Below are 16,287 nucleotides of genomic sequence, written 5' to 3'. Positions count from 1 at the left end.
ACCGAAACGAGTCGATTTCGCTGCCGCCCCGAATGAACCCTGTTCGTCAGGGCGCTTCCTCACACCGAGCGCCCCACCACCACCCCGGAGTGCAGGGGTGCCGAGACGAGGAGGAACGCGTGAAGCGGTACAGGAAGTCCCTCGCGGCGAGTTCGATCGCCGCCGCGGGTGCGGCGGTCATCACCCTGGCGCTGCCCACGTCCGCGTACGCCGCGCCGATCAGCGGGAACACCTCGTGCGCTTCGGCGCGGGGCGACTACCGGTGGTTCAAGACCGGCACGTACGACAGTCAGACGGGTTACCGGACGGAGGGCCACCTGACCCTGGAGAAGACCTGCGCGTACGGTCTCGCCCTCCAGTACAAGGGACTGCGGTGGGTGTGGACCTCACCGGTGGCCGGGTACTGGCTCGACCTGAACTGGGAGACCGTCAAGAGCTCACCGGGGACCGTGTCCCTCGAGGACGCCGGCCCCGTCAAGGACCTGCGGTTCCGGATCTGCGACGTGGACAACGGCAGCGTGGTGAACTGCAGGTCGGTGAGGTAGCGGTTTCGGCAGCGCGGCAGTGGTCTTAGGCGCAGCCCCCGGCAGACGTGGCCGGTCCTGATCGGGGACCGGCCTGCCGGGGCTGCGCCGTGCGCAGGGCCGGGCCCGCGCCGACAACACCCGTGGTGGATACGCCTAGTGGATGCCGCCGGTGTAAACCTGCCAGCCGGCGCCGAGGGAGACCCGGGGAGCCAGGATCCCGGAAGCGGTGGTGGTGTACAGGTACAGGTACAGGACGCCGGTCTTGGGATCGCGGGTGACCAGGTCGGGGCGTCCGTCCTTGTTGACGTCCCCGGGCGAGGTCATGAGGTCGTACGCGTTCCAGCCCTTGCCCAGGACCTTGTGGATGGTCGCCGGCTTGAGGGCGGCCCCGCAGGCGGGGGTGTAGCGGCGCATCTCGCCGTCGGGGAAGCGGACCAGGGTGTCGTTGCAGCGGTCGCCGTCCATGTCGCCCATGGGGACGGGGCGGAAGCCCTTCGGCCAGCCGGTGGTGGTCACGCTGCCGCTGAAGTCGTCGGTGCCGGAGTTCCCGTACGCGGTGCGCAGGGTGGTGCCGTTCACGGACATGACGTCGCCGGTGCCGTCGGGGGCGCCGGTCTTCGCGCCGTGGTCGCGGAACACGGCCGCGCCGCCGGACACGGTGACCGGGCCCGACGCGAGGAAGACCGGGACCGTGCCGCCGGCCGGGGTGGCCTTCAGCGTCCACGTGAGCGGCCCGTTCGGGGTGATGGCCTTCTTGTTCGTCCGTCCGTTCCAGGCCGCCGTGATCTTCCGGCCCTGCACGCTGCCGCCGAAGGTGCGGACTTCCGTGCCCCTCTCGGCGTCGGGTCAGGGTGACCGACCACGAGGCCGCGGGCCGGTTCAGGGCCCAGGCCGGGGCCCAGGCGGTGCCGGTGGCCTTCGCGTTGAGCACGGCCCTCGCGGGGACGGCGGAGCCCGTCACGGACAGGGATTCCAGGGTGTCCGAGGTGTGGAGGGTCCGCGCGTCCCGCCGCCAGACCGCCGCGGCCGAGCCGCCGGAGCCGGCCGCGACGGCGGCGTTCACCCCGGCCATGTACCGCCGCTCGGGGGCGCGGGCCGAGCCGGGCAGGACGGCCGGGGCGGACCAGGCGTTGCCGGCGGTGGTGCGCGCCGCGTGGCCGAGAACCCGCTGCGGGACGCCACCAAGAACGCCCCCTTCAGTCTCGGGGTCATCGGTTTCGAGGTCTCCGGCTGCACCGACGCATCGGCGCTGGAGGGAAGGCTGCCGCAGAGGCGCGACATCGGATACCTGCTCCCACAGGGCGGCGCCCTGCACTACGGCGCCGCCAACACCTGAGCCCGGCCGTCCCGGTCACAGAACGGTGGAGAGGTCCTCGCCCCAGAAGGCGAGGGTGTCCACGGCCCGCGCCCGGTGCCGCCCGCCGCTGCGGGAGAGCCGGCGTACGCGGTCCCGGTGTTCCGGTATCCGGCCCGTCAGGGCGGGGAGGGAGAGCAGGGGCAGGAACGCACCGAGGGCCGCCTCGCGGACGTCGGGGGACGTGTCGTCGAGGAAGGGCCGGACGGCGTCGTGGAGGGCGGGGGCCTGGGCGAGCACGGCCTCGACGTCCTCCTCGTCGCCGTACGCGCAGCCCTGCTGGCGGGCGGCGTCCTCCAGCACGTCGCCGAGCCAGTCGAGCAGGCCGGCGCGCAGCGGGAAGCGGATCCGGGTGCCCTGCTCGCGCTCCTCGTCGGGTGTCCGGTCGGTGACCGGGACCAGGGTCCTGGGATCACCGAGGACCGCAGCGACGAACGACACGGCCGGTGCGGTGGCACTGGACACGACGTTTCCCCGCCAGACCGCCTCCCTCAACTCCCGCAGGGCGTGGCCCTGTTCGGCCGCGTCGTCGGCGAAGAGGCGCAGCAGGATGTCCTCGGTCGGCGGAGCCATGTCCCAGCAGCAGTGGTACACGGCGTCCCAGTCCGTCCGCTCCAGCAGCGCGCGCGGGTCGACCGAGCCGTCGTGTTCCTCGTGGTTCTCCATGCGGCCAGTGTGTCGGACGCTGCCGACAGCGGGGGCGTGGGTGGCCGCGGCTCCGGCGCGTGTGTCCACGTGACCGTGCGCCGGATGACAACGGGATCAGTAGAGCCTTGCGGAGAGCAGGGGGCCGTAGAAGCGGCCTCTGATGGGGTGGCGGGGGTCTCCGTAGAAGCCGTATCCGGGGTGGTGCCGGCCGTGGGCGGCGGCGTCGTCCACGAGGGTGCGTACGTTCTTGGCCGGGGTGGCTCGTCCGCACCGGCCGGCCTCCACGCACAGCGCGGCGACCCCGGTGGCGATCGCGGCGGCCAGGCCCGCGCCGGCGTAGAGGGCGGGGGCGGGGTCGGCAGGGTCGGGCGCCGTTTCCAGACAGATCCCGGGGGCGGCGACGGTGTGGCGTCGGTCGGCTGCGGACCGCGCGAAGTTGCTGAAGGGGATCGCGGCCTGGTCGTCGAGGTATCCGAAGGTGGCCAGGTCCTCCCCCTGACAGGTGGGGGAGGTCTTGCCACCCGGTTTGCCGTCGAAGTCGGTCATCGCGGTGGTGGTGACGACCTCGTCGTACGCGGCCGGGGTCGTCATGGCGAAGCCTACGTTGAAGTTGGCGGCGGAGGCGACGAGGGTCACGCCTGCCCGGACCGTGTTGCAGACGGCGAGGTGGAGGGCGTCCTGGTTGAGGGTTCCGCACCGGCCGTCGTCCGGCTGCTGAAAGAAGTGTGTGCGGGTGAAGCCGAGGTGGGCCACGGCGATGTCGTTGGCGGGGGTGGTGTCCGCCCGGGTCGAGGCGAGCCAGTCGAGGGCGCACAGCAGTTGGCTGTCGGAGGCGGGCCGGCCGTCGTCGGCGAAGACCTTCACCGGCCACAGCGGGGTTCCCGGCGCCACGCCGACGATGCCCCGGTCGTTGTCCCGGGCGCCGATGATCGCGGCCTTGGCGGTCCCGACCTGCAGGGGGTCCGACAGGGCGGTCCCGGGCAGTTCCGCAGTTCCGGTGAGGCAGTCGGCACCGCCGCGGACGTCGAGGTCGGGATGGTCCCCGGCGACGCCGCTGTCGACGATCGCGACGTTCACGTCCGGTGCGGGACCCCGGCCGTCACCGGAGCGCACCGAGGACTTCTCGGCGTCGATGCGATCGGCCCACATCGGCAAGCACTGCCGGCGGGTGAGGTCGGTGGCCGTCGTGCAACGTCCGGCGGTGCGGGGCGTGCCCGTCGCGGGTACCGCCGGGGCACCGGATTCGGTGCGCTGGTAGGAGCGTTCGGCCGCCACGAAGCGGACGGCCGGGTCGCGGCGCAGTTCGGCGGCCTGGGAGACGGTGAGTTCGGCGGCGTAGCCCTTGAGGGCGTGTCGGAAGATCGCCGTCCGGGTGGTGCGCAGCCTGCGGGTCTGCCGGTCGGAGAGTGCGGTGGGGTCGGCGTCGTCCGGGAGGACGACGATGTACCGAGCGGTCGGGTCGCCCGCATCGGCCCGGGCCGGAGGCCCGTCGCCCGTCGCGTTCGCTTGGAGGCCGCCGGTGCCCAGGGCCAGGGCGAGCGCGAGTGTGGTGGTGGTCAGCGCGGTCGAACGCCGGGGAAGGGTCATGCTTGCTCCTGTCCTGCGCCCGCGGCCGGTTCTGGGGCCGACGGAGGTCTAGGGGGTGTTGCGAAGGTCCTGTGCGGTGCCCGCGGTGCCCGCGGTGTCCGGTGCGTGCTCTCGGCGTGCCGGGCGAAGGTCCTCGTACCGGGCGTACTCGGGGCTTCGGCCGGTGCGGCGAGAGTGCGTGCCGGGCGCCGTGGGTGCCGTGCGGGACGTTCGCAACACCCCTAGTAGCCGCCGGCGTGGACGAGCGGCCCGTAGTACCGGCCCGGGAAGGGGGTGTGGGGGTCGCCTTCGTAGCCATACGCGGTGTGGTGGCGGCTGTGGCGGGCGGAGTCGTCGACGATCGTGCGCAGATTGCGGGCGGGGGTGGACCGCCCGCACGGGCCGTGTGCGATGCACAGGGCCGTGGTGCCGGCGATCACCGGCGAGGCGAAGCTGGTGCCGTCCACGGCCGTGTACGGGGCTTCGGGGGCGGAGCTGGTGGTGAAGATGCACACCCCCGGGGCAGCCACCGTGTGCCGGCGGTCGCGCGCGGACCGGGCGAAGTTGCTGAACTCCAGGGCGGCCTGGTCGTCCTCTTCCCCGAACGCGCCCAGGTCGACGCCGTGGCAGTCGGACCGCCCACGCTCCCCCGGCCTGCCGTCGAAGTCGGCCATCGCGGTCGCGGTGATGACCTCCTGGTAGGCGGCCGGGCCGCGCCGGGCCAGGTCCTGGCCCACGTTGCCCGCCGCGCCCACCAAGGTGACTCCGGCCCGGACCGCATGGCACACCGCCAGGTGCAAGGGGTCGGCGTTCCGGGTGCCGCACGCCTCGTCGTCCTGCTCCTGTGCGCCCGGCTCAGCGGTGAAGCTCATGTTGGCGACGTGGATGTCGTTGGCCGGGTCGGTGTCGGTGCGGGTGGAGGTGACCCAGTCGATCGCGCACAGGACGGCCTCGTCCGTACCGAGCTGCGTGGGGTCGTCGGGAAACGCCTTGACCGCCCACAAGGGCACTCCGGGAGCGATCCCGACCACGCCGAATCCGTTGTCCTTCGCGCCGATGACCCCACCGACCTCCGTCCCGTGCGGGTCGGGGGCGTTCAGGCTGGTCCCGGGAATCTCCGGACTGCCGGTGAGGCAGTCCACCCCGCCGCGGACGTCGAGGTCGGGGTGGGTGCCCTGGATACCGCTGTCGATGACCGCGACGCCGACACCCGTCACGGTGCCCCTGCCGTCGCCCGAACGGGCGGAGGAGCGGTCGGCCTCGACGCGGTCGGCCCACTCGGGCAGGCACTGCTCCTCGCCCGTGGCGGCCCGGCAGCCGGCCGGGGTCCTGCTCCGGGGCGGGCCGAGCCGGTAGTGGCGCTGCTTGCTGACGAACCGCACGCCGGGTTCGGTCCGCAGGCCGGCGGCCTCCGTCTCCGTCAGCCGCACCGCGTAGCCCTTCAGGGCGTGCCGGAACACGGCTGTTGCCGCCGCCCCGTAGCGCCGGGCGTGCCGGTTCGAGACGGCGGCCGGGTCCCCTGCCTCGTCCTGGAGCACCACGATGTACGCCTCTGCTGGATCCCGCTGCCCCTGCACGCCCGCAGCCGTCGGGGCGGCGGCGACCGCCGCGAGCAGGGCGAGCACGGAAGGGCCCAGCAGCGCGGAACGCACGCGTCTCCTCACACCTGCTCCTGTCGGATGGCCGGACGGTCAGCGGGTTGCGACTGCCATCGGACCTGATCGGCAGCGCCCGGGCCGCCTGTGCCAACGGAACCGTCGGCGAGTTCACCCGCCCGGAGTGACAGGGAGACCGCGGCGCCCACCGTGACCGGCCGGCTCACCGGCTCCGGGCGGCCTGTTGGGACGTGGCGTGTGCGGAGCGGAGGAGGCGGAGGGCTTCGGCGGTCGGGGTGTCGAGGGCCGGGCCGATGACGAGCGCAGGGGGTGGCGCGGTAGCCGTCGATCAGCGTGCGCAGGTCGGGAGTCACCCGGCGCGCGGCAGCCGGATCCGGGCGGTGAGGCCACCGCCCGCCGGCTCGCCGCCGACGGCCACGGCGTGCTCCTGGGAGCACGCCGCACCGGGCGTCTCGACGCGCTCGCCGCGGAGATCGCCGACTCGGGCGGCACGGCTGCGGCCCGGCGGCTGGACGTCACCGACGCGGCCGACGTGCAGGCGTTCGTCCGGGCGGCACGCGACCTCTACGGGCGGGTGGACGTGATGGTCGACAACGCCGGCATCATGCCGCTGTCGCCGCTGGAGGAAGTCAGGGTCCGGGACCGGGACCGGGTGATCGACGTGAACCTGCGGGGAGTCCTGTACGGGATCGCCGCAGCCCTTCCGGTGATGCGCGCCCAGGGCGGCGGGCACATCGTGAACGTCGCCTCCGTCGGGGCGTACGAGGTGGTGCCCACCGCCGCCGTCTACTGCGCCACCAAGTTCGCCGTCCGTGCGCTCTGTGAGGGCGGCCGGGCGGTTCTGCTCCCGGCGCCTTCGCTCCGGAGTGATCCGCACCGTCGCCGAAGCGGTCGGGTTCCGCACGGCGGTGGCCGCCTCTGCGCACCGGAGGTGAAGCTCTGGAGTTCCTCAACTCGGTTTCGGCCCGGGGCCTTCGGCGGGCATCGTCGTCACACACGGTGCGACCGCATGCGTGGCCGGCGGTTCCGGGAGGATCCCGTGCTCGAATCCCTGATCACCCCTGCGGTGATCGTGATCGCATTCCTGCTCCACATCGCGGGCGGGGGGACGCAGCGGAAGCGCCGCGGCGGCATGTGGGGCGGCGGCAGCCGCAGCAGTGGGTTCAGCGGCGGGTCCGGCAGCGACGGCGGCGACTGACCTGCCCCCGGCGGCAGGGCGGGCGGGTGGCTGCGGCGGCCGGTGCCCGGGCTCAGACCCAGGGTGTAGAACCGTGGGCTGATGCTGAAGGGGAGGGTGGTCTGGCAGGGTTCCCCTGTGCCCACGGAACGGCCGTTGCGGCATGGTTGACGATCCGTCACCACGGGGGAGAGCTCTCATGAACACCACGCAGTTAGCCGGTCGGCAGGGCGTGACGCGCCGCAGCATTGTGGGCGCGGCGCTGGCCGCCGTGCCACTCGCCGCCGTTGCCGGGCCGGCCTGGGCCGGCACGCCCGTGGCCCGGAAGGTTCCCGCCTCCGCCGGGGCGCGGCTCACGCTGCCCGCGCCGACCGGGCCGCACCCGGTGGGTACGGTCCGGTTGCACCTGGTCGACCGCTCGCGTCCGGACGTCATCGCGGGCCCCGGGCGTTTCCGCGAGCTGATGGCCACCGTCTGGTACCCCGCCCGGGACGTCGGGCGCCACCCGTTGGCGCCCTGGATGCCGGACGGCGCGTTCAAGGCGTTCGTCACCGATGCCGGGTTGGGCGAGCTGGCCTCCGCGGGGCCGCTCACGGCCGGCCGCCTGGGGGCTCCGGTGCGGCGAACGGGCCGGCGGCTGCCCGTCGTCGTGTTCTCGCACGGTGCGCACAGCCACGAGGGCGACCACACCATCGTGGTCCAGGAGCTCGCCAGTCACGGGTACGCGGTCGTGACCCTGGCCCACCAGTACGACACGTACACGGAGTTCCCCGACGGCCGGATCGCCGTCCCCCTCGACGACAGCCAGGCGCCGACGTACCCCGGGGACTTCGCCGCCGATCTGCGCTTCGCCGTCGACTGTGTCGAGCAGCTCGCTGCCGGGTGCAATCCGGACGTCGGCCGCAGCAGGTTGCCGGCCGGGCTCCTCGGCTCCCTCGACCCCCGGCGCGTCGGCGCCCTCGGCTGGTCGAAGGGCGGCACGGCCACCGCCTGCGCCATGCTCGCGGACGGGCGCATCCGTGCCGGGCTGAGCCTCGACGCCCCGATGCAGATGCAACCGCCGCTGGCCGGTGACCTGCACCGGCCGTTCATGACGATGTCCGCCGAGTTCGCCCGTGCCACGCATCCCGCGGCCGCCGCGTTCTGGTCCCAACTGCGGGGCTGGCGGCTGGACATACGGGCCGAGGGCGCCGCGCACATCTCGTACGGCGACAACGAGGCGCTGTTCCCCCAGGTGGCGAAGCGGCTCGGATGGAGCGAGCAGCAGCTCCAACGCGTGATCGGCACCCTCGATCCCGACCAGGCGGTGAAGATCCAGCAGGCGTATCCGCGCGCGTTCTTCGACGAGCACCTGCGCCACCGTCCCGGGCACCTCCTGGACGGGCCGTCCCCGGCCTTCCCGGCGGTGACCTTCCTTCCCTGAGGGGGACTTCCGGCCGGTCGGCCCCTGCGTGGCCTGCTCGTGCTTCAGACCGCCGCGGGCGGGCAGGAGCGGCGCATGACGGTTGTTCGGGGAGCGGACGGGACTGCGCACTTCGCGCGCGGCACGTGCCGTACGTCGTTCAGCGGGCCGGGACTGCGGCCCGCGCGGTCGGCGTATCCGTCCGCTGCCCGACCCGACGAGGAGGGACACTCATGGCTGGCATAGGCGGCTGCATCGCCCTGATCGTGGTGGGGGCCGTCCTCACCTTCGCGAGCGACTGGAAGCTGGAGAGCGTCAATTTGGACGCCGTGGGCCTGATCATGATGGCCGCCGGGCTGCTGGGGCTCCTGGTGTACTCGAGCGTCCTGCGCAGGCGCCGTGTGCCGGCCGCCCTCCCGGTGGTGGACGAGACCCGCCGCGACACCTGAGCGGTCCGGTGACCGCAGACAGGCGGGCAACGCCCCAATCGGTCTGATCGCCTGAGCCGGGCGCACGACCCGGGAGAGCCATACCTCGTTGCGCCGCTGCAGAGCCGCCGCGAAGAGCCGGCCCACCGTGGTCCTTGCGGCGTCGGCTGCGGCCCTGGGCGCCGGCGGCCGGACGATCGCGGTGGCGCTCAGAGGGCGATGAGCTCTATTAGGAATTCACGAGCCTGGTCGAGGGGAACGGTTGGGCCGTAGCCACTCTCGAACACCTGGCCGAACGGGCCGGAGAGCTGGGTGACCCCACGTGAGCCTCGGCCCGCCCAGTGGTGCTGGATCCTCGTCGCCGCGAGAAGGGACCTTTCGAGGACGGGAACCAGCATGGCGCGGACATCCTGGCCACCCACGTCGATGCCGATGACGAGAACTGCGGCGACGGTGTCGGGTTTCGCGAGGAACCGCAGCATCTTGTCGACGTTGTACGCCTTCGGCGCGGAAGCGCGGTCCAGCAGCTTGGTCTTGATGTCGATGGAGAGCAGAGTGCTCCCGTACCGACGCTCAAGATCGTCGAGCCGGTGCGCGGATCCGTCTCCCGTGATGAGCTGCTCGATCCCGTTGCCGCGAAGGTTGACGTTGTCGAGCGCGGCGAGCCTGAGGATGGACTGGCGATGGTGTTTCACTGCGGTGACGAGGTCGTGGCCGATGGCAGCGAAGTCCTGAGAGGCCAAAGCCGCTGCAGCACGGCTCGGGGCCGCCAGAATCAGTGCCTGATCGTCGGTGCCGGGGTGGAAGCGGACGTCCCGCGGGACGATGGCATTGGTCGCCTCTACGAGGCGCTCGACGTTGTCATCCCAGGTGAAAGCGGCGTGGAGTGCGAACAGTGCCCCGAAGTTGGCCGGGATGTTGGGCAGTTCGCCGTACTCCCGGAGGATGTCGCTGCCGTTGAAGCTCCCGCGAACGCGGCCGATCCGAAGGTCCCTCGAGCTGTGGCTCACCTTCTTCAGCATCGTCGAGTTGGCAAGCAGGAAGTCCAGTCGGTCCCGACGAACGACGACGACGACGAACGGAGCCTGGTCGTGTTGCTGCAACGCCGAGAGGGACAAGATCGTGTTTGAGAAGGAGCCCGCCTGCGCTTCTGCGAACCGGAGTGCATAGCCGTCACCGACAAGCACGCTCCGAACGCGCCTTGGCCCGAAGGCGCGAATGAACTCTGCTTGCAGTTCCTGCTTGCGAGCACTCCGGCTGGACCTCTTGTAGGTGACGAGGAAGTCCAGCGCCTCGTACAAGGCGTCGATCACCGCCACATTGTCACCGGACACACCGGCACGGCGCCAGGACCTGCAGGCCCCGGAGCGGAAATCCCACTCCGGGTACAGCCCGACGAACGGGGAACCCACCCGCACCTCCGCCCCCGCCTCCCGCGTAGATTCCGGCCCACCACATCGGAGTCAGGCACGGGGGAGAGCAATGGCCGGGTACATGTACGTCGATCACGAGGCTCCCGGGCATCTCCAGGGGGCCGCGGTGGGGGCACGGATCAGGGTCCCGTCGCTGGAGCCGCCCTGGCTGGTCGTGGACGAGGAGTTGGAGGGCGTGCTGGTCGTCCGCTGGCCGGGGCGGCTGTTCCGGGCCGAGGTCGTTCCTCCGTCGACGGACAGGGAACGGGCCGCGGCGGCTCTGGCTGCCGGTAACCTGCGTTCCGGGGCCGCCTTCACCCGTGCCGTCGCCGTCGACCTGGTGGAGGAACTGTCCCCCGCGCTGCTCTTCGGAGGCCACGGGAAGGCCGTGCTCCGCGTGCTCGAGGCGGGACGCGCCCTGGACGGCGAGGGGGCGCACCGGCTCGCGTCCCTCCGGAGCACGACGGCCGACCAGGCCTACGGTGCGGCGTGGGAACGGTGGCTCGCCGACCAGCCGAACGGGGCGCCCTACCGGGGCCGGCCGCACGCATGGACGCTGGCCGTGCCGGGCGCCGGACGGTCCCGGTCACCGATCGGACACGGGTTCACGGTGCTGTCCCGCGTGGTCCGCGAGAGCGCGCGGCTGCGGGGCGGTGACGAGGCGTTCACGGTGGACGAGGACGGTGACGAGGTGACGGCTCCTGCCTGGCGCGCCGCCCTCGGTGCTCTTCTCGACGCCGCCATGGCCTTCGGCGCTCCGGATCTCGTGGACGCGCACGGGGCGGCCGAGCTCACGGCAGCATGGCGCGGCACGTTCGAGCGGGCCTCGGACTCCCCCGCGCCTCACGCCGGCCGGCGTGCAGGTGGTCCCACGACGTGACGGGGCCATCCGGCCCTCTTCGCCGGGGGCGCCCGGCGGTCTTCACTCGGGGCGTCCCGCCGCGCTCGCGGCCGGGCGGGCGGCGAGTGCGGCGTGGGCGTAGAGGGGGCGCCGCTCCTCCTCGGTCAGGCCGCCCCACACGCCGTACGGTTCCTGGACCTGCAGTGCGTGGCGCAGGCAGGCACGCCTGACGGGGCACCCCGCGCAGACTTCCTTGGCGGCCCGGTCGCGGGCATCGCGGTCCTCGCTCCGCTCCCCCGCAGGGTGGAAGAACCTGTCCGGGCCCAGTTCCCGGCAGGCGGCACGCTCCTGCCACGTCCACTGGTGCGCCGCACTTCCCGGCAGCCGCGATGTGGTCGACACGGCGGACTCCTCTCAACTCGGTCGGCCGGAACTCCTGTCGAAGGCGCGTCTCGCCCGGGTGCGCCTCCTGAAACCTCCGCGTTTCGGCCCGGCTCCGAGGGGAGCGGGCGCCGGCGGTGTCGGTGGGGCGTGCCAGGATCGGTTCATGAACGTCTCCGTGCCGCTGCCGTCCGATCCCCGCCGCTCCGATTCCTATGCGGACTGGGCCCGTTCGCACGGGCCGGACGCGGAGGAGGCCGCGCGCAGCGTGCTGGCTGCCGTGGGCGACCGGATCTCGCGGGCGTATCCGAAGGCCGGCCGCGCCCTCGACGAGCTGACCCGTCTCGCCCGCCCGCTTCCGGCGGCCCATCTGCCCTGGTTCTGGGACACGGTGGCGCACCGCTTCGCCTCGTGGGACACCCGGGCCGCCGGCCGGGCGTACACGCTGGCGCGGGCGGCGGAGCGGGAGCACGACCTGCCGGTGGACCCGCAGTGGCGGCGCCGCAACGTCGCGCTCCTGGCCGGCGCCGGGGCCCTGCCGGTCAAGGAGCTGAGCGGGCATCAGGCGTGGCTGGCCGCCGTGTCGGAGCCGGCCGACGCGCACGAGGAGTACGTACGGGTGCTGGCCGCGTGGACGGCTTCGCCGGGTGAGCTCCCGGCCGATCTGGCCCGCCGGCTGCGCGTCTCGGCGCACGCCGCCGGCCTCGGGGACTCCGCGGTCGCCGCCGTGCTGGCCCGGACGGTCGGCGCGGCCCGTGGGAAGGCCGTGCCGGACACCCTGCTCGACGGGGTGGCCGCCCTGCTCGCCGAGCACCCGCAGGACGACGAGGTCCTGGCCGGGCTCCTCGACGTCTTCCCCGAGTCGAGGAACGACGCGGCCGCCTGGCTCCGGGTGCTGCTGCGTTCCGGAGCCGCGGACGCGGTCGCCGCGGGCCGCATCGCGCCCGCGGGCGGGATCGCGGCCTGGCTCGGCCGCTACACCTTCGCCTACTCGCACCGCCCGGTGGCCTACGGCGGGGTGATCCGGCAGCCCGTGCCGGAGGAACTGTTCGACCTGGTCGCCCGGTTCGCGCCACGGCTGCGCGCCGCCGGCACGCCGGTCGTCCTGCACGAGGACCGCCGGCAGTGGCCCGGCCTCGACGCGGACCTGCTCGACCTCTGCCTCGCCGAGGGCATCGCCGTCGTCGACCCGGGCCCGACGGTCGGGCTGGCCTTCTGGGGCGACCGGTCCCGCCGGAATCTGTTGGCCCTGGCCACGGACCCGTCGTTCGGGCCGCGGCTGGAGGGCACCGTGCACGCCGGGCTGCGCAGCGGCGGCACCGCGATCACCCGGCTGCCGGAGAACCCGGGCATCGCCGCCGAGGTGCAGGCCCGGGTCGAGGGCCTGCTCTCCGCTCTGGCGGGCGGTGGACCGGCCGCCGCCGACGAGGCGGTGGAGGAGTTGACGGGGCTGCTGGACCGGCCCACCGCCACCGCCCTCGACGGCATCGACGAGGCCCTCGCCGCCCTCGACGGGACCGGCCCGCTCGCCCGCGCGCTGCGCGCCGGCCTGCCGGAGGAACTGGGCTGGCCCGCCCTGGAGGAGGCCGTCGCCGCGCTGGCGCCCGAGGAGGTGGCCGGGGTGACGTGCACCTGGCCCGTGCTGACCGTCTACGGACGTGCGAAGGCGGTCGCCGTCGCGCCGGGTTCCGTCCGTGCCACCGCCGGCTTCACCCTGCCCGAGGACGCCGACCACCACGTCGTCCACTACGCGGGCGGCCGGTTCCTGGTCAGCTGGTCCACCGACCCGGACGACTCCTTCACCGGACCGTCGTTCTGGTCGGACCGGCCCGAAGACGTCTTCGTACCCGACCGGACCTTCGGCCTGCGGCCCTACGGCGGCAGCATCCAGGGCGGTCTGGGCTACCAGTTCGAGACCGGGGACGGCGGCGGCCGCCACGACGGGGAGCGCGTCCTGCGCCCCGGCGGCCGGGAGGGCGTCGACCACCACGACTTCCAGATGGGTGACGGCACCGGCATCTGGAGTTCCAGGGTCTTCGGGGGACTGAAGGGCTGGGCGCGCGTGGATCCGGTGACCGGGGCGCGTGCCGCCGAACCCTCCGTTCCCGCGTTCCACGAGGCCGAACCGCCGCCGGGCACGGCCCTGTTCGGGGACCAGCTGACGCTCGCCGCGCTCCCCCCGGACGCCCCCGCCTCCCCGCTGGGCCAGGACGGCGTCCTCACCGGCTGCCGGGTGCTCCACCGCACCCCGTACGCGGGCCCCTCGCCGACCGAGTTCCTGCTGGAGGGCATCGACGGCCGCCGCGCCCGCTACCGCAGCCGGCGTCCGGGCCGCCGGCCCTGGGGCGTCATCCGGATGCCGGCGGGCGGCGAGGACGCCGTGCTGGCGGGCGAGACGGTGATCCGCTGCCACGCCGCCGAGGACAACTCGCTGCTGTGGGAGGCCCGCGGCTTCCCCGGCGGGGAGGGTGCGCGGAACCGGCCCTCGGGCCACGGGGTGGGCACGTTCCCGCCGCCCGCGTTCTGGCACTTCCTGGCCCCGCGGGACGCCGCCTCGTCCGCGGCGCTGCGCGCCCTCGGGGCGGACGCCGTGCGCGCCCTCCTCGACGCCGCCACCGAGGCGGAAGGGGACCGCGCGGCACTCCGGGACCGCATCGCCGGGCTGCTGCCCGGGGTGTCCGAACCACGGGTGGCGGACGGTGTCGTGCGGGCGGCGCTGCTGGCCGCGGACGTCCTGCGGCGGCGCAAGGAGCTGTCCCGCCGCGTGGCCGTGATGCGTGCGGGCCCGGGGGTCGAACTCCCCTCCTCCGTCCCGGACTCCGCGCTCGCGCCCGCCCTGGGCGGACTGCTGCCGCAGCTCCGCCCGTACGGCGCCTACGTGCCCGGCGGACACCCGGCGACCCTGACCGCCGTCGCGGCCGAGGGGCGGCACCTGCGCGGCGAGATCGACGACGAGACCCGCCGCCTGGCCCTGCCGGCGGCCCCGGCGCCGTGGACGGCGCTGCTGGGGTCGATCGACGCGGTGGCGTGGCGGGCCGCCGTGGGCACGACGTCCGAGGCGGACCGCGCGGCGCTCGGGGCCCTGCTGGAGACGTGGGCCGGCCAGCCGTTCGCCGCGCGCGGCAGCCGGTGGCGTACGGGGCTGCAGGGCGGCGGGTCCGCGGGCGGGTACGCCGTACGGCCGGCGGAGGCTGCGGGCGCCGGGCCGGCCGGGAACGGGCCTGCGGGCAGCGCGTGCGGGGACGGCGGGCCGACGGCTGCTCGCCCCACGGGTAGCGGGTCCACGGGCGGCGCCGCTGCCGCGGAGGCACGGGCGGCGGACCCGCGGACGGCGGACACCGCTGGCGACGGGGAGGTCCGCAGCATCGCGCGGGACGACGCGTCGCGGCTGCCGCGGCTGCTGGACCTGGTCGCCCGCCGCGGGCCGCTCGCGCTGCCGCCCGAGGCGGTGGCGGCCTTCGCCCGACGTACCGGCGTCCGGCGGTCGATCGCCACGCTGGTCCTCGGCGGGCTGCCGCAGCGCGGCAACCACGACGAGCACCTCAAGGCGCTGCGCGCGGCCCCGTACAAGGCGGGCAAGGCGGTGGTCCGGGAGTACGACGGGCTGCGCCACCGGCTCGGCGACACCGGCTGCCGGGCGGTGCTCGCCGCGGGCGTACCGGAGGACCCCGCCGAGCTGTGGGAGCCGGACGGGATGACCGCGGCCGCCGCGCGGATGGCGGAGGCCTGGGCGGGGCTCCTCGGCACCACGGAGTACGTCGACGAGGACCTCGCGGCCGCTCTGGAGGCCGATCTGGGGCTGGCCTCCGGCTGGGCGCTCGCCCTCACAGGCGGTCCGGAGGCCGCCGGCCGGTACGTGCCGGGCGCCGCCGGGGTGCTGGTCGGCGCCCCGAACGGCGGGCTCGCCCTCCACCACGCCGAGGCCGACGGGAGCCCCGGCCGGCCGGTGTTCGTGCACCACCCCGTGCACGCGGCCCCGGCGTCCGTGGTGGCGTGGGCGCTGACCGAGCTGCCGGTCGGCGATCCGGCCGCGGCCGGGGCCGCCGCGGTGCACACGGCGCTGCGGGCCCGGATGGACGACCCGCGGACCCTGGTCCCGCTCGGCCGCCATCCCGTGCTGGGCCGGGCCGTGCCCGGGGATTCGTCGTTCTCTCCGTACGGGGGTGCCGTGCTGCCCTGTCCCCGTCCCCTGTACCGGGAGGACACGGTGGTCTCGACCGCCCACGACGACGGCCTGTTCGTGGTGTCGGTGCCCGCGGGCGACGTGTTCCTGCGGCCGGCCGCCCTCGCCGACCCGGCCCTGGCCGGCCGGGCCGAGCACTTGGGCGCGTCCCTGGGACTGCCCGGGCTCGCGGCCGCGGTCCGCCGGGTCGAGACGGCCTGCGGCGGGGGCCTCGCGCGGATGCTCGCCCGCGCCGCCGACACCCCGGTTCCGCCCGGCGGCCACGAACTGAACCCGGCCCTCGCCGTCCCGGAACTGGTGGCCGAAGCCGCCGCCGCGCTGGGGGTGGGCACCGACGCGGCCGGGTTGTACCTGCAGCTGCTGGCCCTGGCCCGGCCCACCGACCGGAACGTGCGCCGCTGGAACGGCTGGTCCCCGGCCCGGCACAAGAAGGCTCAGGAGGAACTGGCGCAGGCGGGTGCGGTGGAGACCGGACGGCGCCCGCGCGCGGGCCGGACGGCGTTCGTGCCGGGACCGTGGACCGAGCTGAAGGCCCCGCACCTGCCGCTGGAGACCGCCAAACTCCACCTCCACGGAGCCACGGCGGAAACCCCGGATCCGGACCTGCCGTTCCTGCGCCTGCTGCCTCCGGTCCCCCCGCACGAGCTGTTCGCCGAGGCCTGGCGGGCGGCCGGCACGCCGGTCCTGCCGGGCGCCGGGGGTGCGGCTTAGATCCTGTCCGACTTCGCCCGGGACCCGGCGGGAAGGGTCGG

Annotated in this window: 12 protein-coding genes and 1 pseudogene; 7 read left to right on the top strand and 6 right to left on the bottom strand. The window is 74.4% G+C overall.

Annotated elements, in window-relative coordinates:
- The first annotated feature begins 119 nt into the window (after window positions 1-119).
- Window positions 120-545: a hypothetical protein gene (locus LG634_RS06540; RefSeq protein WP_226732671.1), complete on the top strand. Its 426-nt coding sequence runs from the start codon at window positions 120-122 to the stop codon at window positions 543-545.
- Between the two features lie 135 nt (window positions 546-680).
- Here LG634_RS06540 and LG634_RS06535 read toward each other — a convergent pair whose 3' ends face one another.
- Entirely contained in the window at window positions 681-1,328 is a 648-nt protein-coding gene (locus tag LG634_RS06535; RefSeq protein ID WP_226732670.1) for a hypothetical protein, read from the bottom strand.
- Window positions 1,329-1,680: 352 nt separating this feature from the next.
- Here LG634_RS06535 and LG634_RS06530 point away from each other — a divergent pair, with 352 nt between their 5' ends.
- Window positions 1,681-1,863: a hypothetical protein gene (locus LG634_RS06530; RefSeq protein WP_226732669.1), complete on the top strand. Its 183-nt coding sequence runs from the start codon at window positions 1,681-1,683 to the stop codon at window positions 1,861-1,863.
- A 15-nt stretch (window positions 1,864-1,878) separates the two neighbouring features.
- Here LG634_RS06530 and LG634_RS06525 read toward each other — a convergent pair whose 3' ends face one another.
- From LG634_RS06525 to LG634_RS06515, 3 genes are all read right to left on the bottom strand, one after another.
- Window positions 1,879-2,547, bottom strand: coding sequence for a hypothetical protein (locus tag LG634_RS06525; RefSeq protein WP_226732668.1), 669 nt, complete (start codon window positions 2,545-2,547; stop codon window positions 1,879-1,881).
- 96 nt (window positions 2,548-2,643) lie between these two features.
- On the bottom strand, window positions 2,644-4,116 hold the full coding sequence (locus LG634_RS06520; RefSeq protein WP_226732667.1) for a S8 family serine peptidase: 1,473 nt from the start codon (window positions 4,114-4,116) through the stop codon (window positions 2,644-2,646).
- Window positions 4,117-4,337: 221 nt separating this feature from the next.
- Window positions 4,338-5,759 carry a S8 family serine peptidase gene (locus LG634_RS06515; protein ID WP_226732666.1) on the bottom strand — a complete coding sequence of 474 codons (1,422 nt, stop codon included), beginning with the start codon at window positions 5,757-5,759 and terminating at the stop codon, window positions 4,338-4,340.
- Window positions 5,760-6,090: 331 nt separating this feature from the next.
- Here LG634_RS06515 and LG634_RS06510 point away from each other — a divergent pair.
- The 3 genes and pseudogenes from LG634_RS06510 to LG634_RS06500 all read left to right on the top strand — a co-directional run.
- A pseudogene (locus LG634_RS06510) lies at window positions 6,091-6,909 on the top strand (SDR family oxidoreductase); the annotation flags it as partial.
- 178 nt (window positions 6,910-7,087) lie between these two features.
- On the top strand, window positions 7,088-8,311 hold the full coding sequence (locus LG634_RS06505; protein ID WP_226732664.1) for an alpha/beta hydrolase family protein: 1,224 nt from the start codon (window positions 7,088-7,090) through the stop codon (window positions 8,309-8,311).
- A 212-nt stretch (window positions 8,312-8,523) separates the two neighbouring features.
- On the top strand, window positions 8,524-8,739 hold the full coding sequence (locus tag LG634_RS06500; RefSeq protein ID WP_226732663.1) for a hypothetical protein: 216 nt from the start codon (window positions 8,524-8,526) through the stop codon (window positions 8,737-8,739).
- 188 nt (window positions 8,740-8,927) lie between these two features.
- Here the strand turns inward: LG634_RS06500 and LG634_RS06495 are convergent, their stop codons facing one another.
- Window positions 8,928-10,031, bottom strand: a complete 1,104-nt coding sequence (locus tag LG634_RS06495) for a hypothetical protein (RefSeq protein ID WP_226732662.1) — start codon at window positions 10,029-10,031, stop codon at window positions 8,928-8,930.
- A 169-nt stretch (window positions 10,032-10,200) separates the two neighbouring features.
- Here LG634_RS06495 and LG634_RS06490 point away from each other — a divergent pair, with 169 nt between their 5' ends.
- The gene (locus LG634_RS06490; protein WP_226732661.1) at window positions 10,201-11,010 is read left to right on the top strand and encodes a hypothetical protein; all 810 of its coding nucleotides are present in this window, start codon (window positions 10,201-10,203) and stop codon (window positions 11,008-11,010) included.
- A 42-nt stretch (window positions 11,011-11,052) separates the two neighbouring features.
- Here the strand turns inward: LG634_RS06490 and LG634_RS06485 are convergent, their stop codons facing one another.
- Entirely contained in the window at window positions 11,053-11,373 is a 321-nt protein-coding gene (locus LG634_RS06485; RefSeq protein WP_226732660.1) for a WhiB family transcriptional regulator, read from the bottom strand.
- A gap of 145 nt (window positions 11,374-11,518) precedes the next feature.
- On the opposite strand from LG634_RS06485, the gene LG634_RS06480 reads away from it, so the two are divergent.
- A complete protein-coding gene (locus tag LG634_RS06480) occupies window positions 11,519-16,246 on the top strand; it encodes a hypothetical protein (protein WP_226732659.1) in 4,728 nt (1,575 codons plus the stop codon).
- The last annotated feature ends 41 nt before the right edge of the window (window positions 16,247-16,287 follow it).

This window comes from Streptomyces bambusae (genome assembly GCF_020532645.1).
Classification (GTDB): domain Bacteria; phylum Actinomycetota; class Actinomycetes; order Streptomycetales; family Streptomycetaceae; genus Streptomyces; species Streptomyces bambusae.
The sequence above is the reverse complement of the archived record's forward strand: the minus strand, read 5'-3'. Positions and strand labels throughout refer to the sequence as shown.